Annotated in this window: 1 protein-coding gene; it reads right to left on the reverse strand. The window is 68.0% G+C overall.

Annotated features, from left to right (window positions below):
- On the reverse strand, nt 1-1030 hold a 1030-nt coding region (locus EOA27_RS37570), incomplete at its 3' end, for a UvrD-helicase domain-containing protein (protein ID WP_145970870.1).
- Nucleotides 1031-1098: the final 68 nt, after the last annotated feature.

Below are 1098 nucleotides of genomic sequence, written 5' to 3' on the forward strand. Positions count from 1 at the left end.
GGCTGGCGCTGTTCCGCATGCTGGAAGGCACGGCGAGGATCGCCTTGGCCCCGGCCAGATAGCGGTCCGGCAGATCCGGTAGCCGGTCGACCAGCGCCTTCTTGAAGATCTTGGGCGGCTCATAGGGGTCGCCGTCGGCCTTGAGAAAGGCCTTTGCCAGCAGCCGCAGCCGGCGGATCGGGTCGGCTTCGGCGAAGGCGCCCCGTGCATAGGGGATGACGTTGTTCAGCACCTGCCGCGCGTCGGCGGCTTCGGCGGCATGCGCGAATTCGGCGAACTGGCGGGGGTCGAAGCCAGGCAGCGGCCATAGCGAAGCGGCGATGCCCTCGGCCGTCTGTCCCGGCCTGAAGCCGAATTCGGCGAAGAGCGGCCGGAAATCCCGATCCCTGCCGAGCTTGGCGATGAAATCGCGCAACTCGTCGCGCTTGCCGACGATCTCGGCAAGCAGGGAATCGAGACCGAACTCGCCGCCGCGCTCCAGCACCGTGGCGAAGGCTTCCGCCAGGCCTTCGACGCCGGCGCCAGCGCCCGAGATCATGTCGCGGCGGGCATCGGCGAACAGCGAGGCCTCCATCTGCGGATCGAGCATCTCGAAATGCGCCGGGATGTTGGCTTCGAGCGGGAACTGGTGCAGCACGGATTCGCAGAAGGCGTGGATGGTCTGGATCTTCAACCCGCCCGGCGTCTCCAGCGCCTCGGCGAACAGCCGGCGCGCGCGCCGCATCATGTCGCGGTCGGCGCCGCGGCCGTCCAGCGCCGCGATCCTGACCGCCAGCTCCGCATCGGGCAGCGCTGTCCATTCGGACAGGGTCGAGAACACGCGGTTCGACATGTTGGCGGCGGCAGCCCGCGTGTAGGTCAGGCACAGGATCTTCGACGGATCGGTGCCGTTGAGCAGGAGCCTAATCACGCGCTGCGCCAGGACATGCGTCTTGCCGGAGCCGGCATTGGCCGACACCCAGGCGGAATAGGCAGGATCCGAGGCGCGCGCCTGGCTGGCGGCGGTATCGGAGGGGATCGGATATTTCATCCTTCCGCCTCGTCTTCGCTGGCGCCGCCGGCCGACCATTCCAGCACGCGCGCCAGATGATCGTAATC

Origin of the sequence: Mesorhizobium sp. M2A.F.Ca.ET.037.01.1.1 (assembly GCF_003998075.1) — a bacterium.
Classification (GTDB): domain Bacteria; phylum Pseudomonadota; class Alphaproteobacteria; order Rhizobiales; family Rhizobiaceae; genus Mesorhizobium.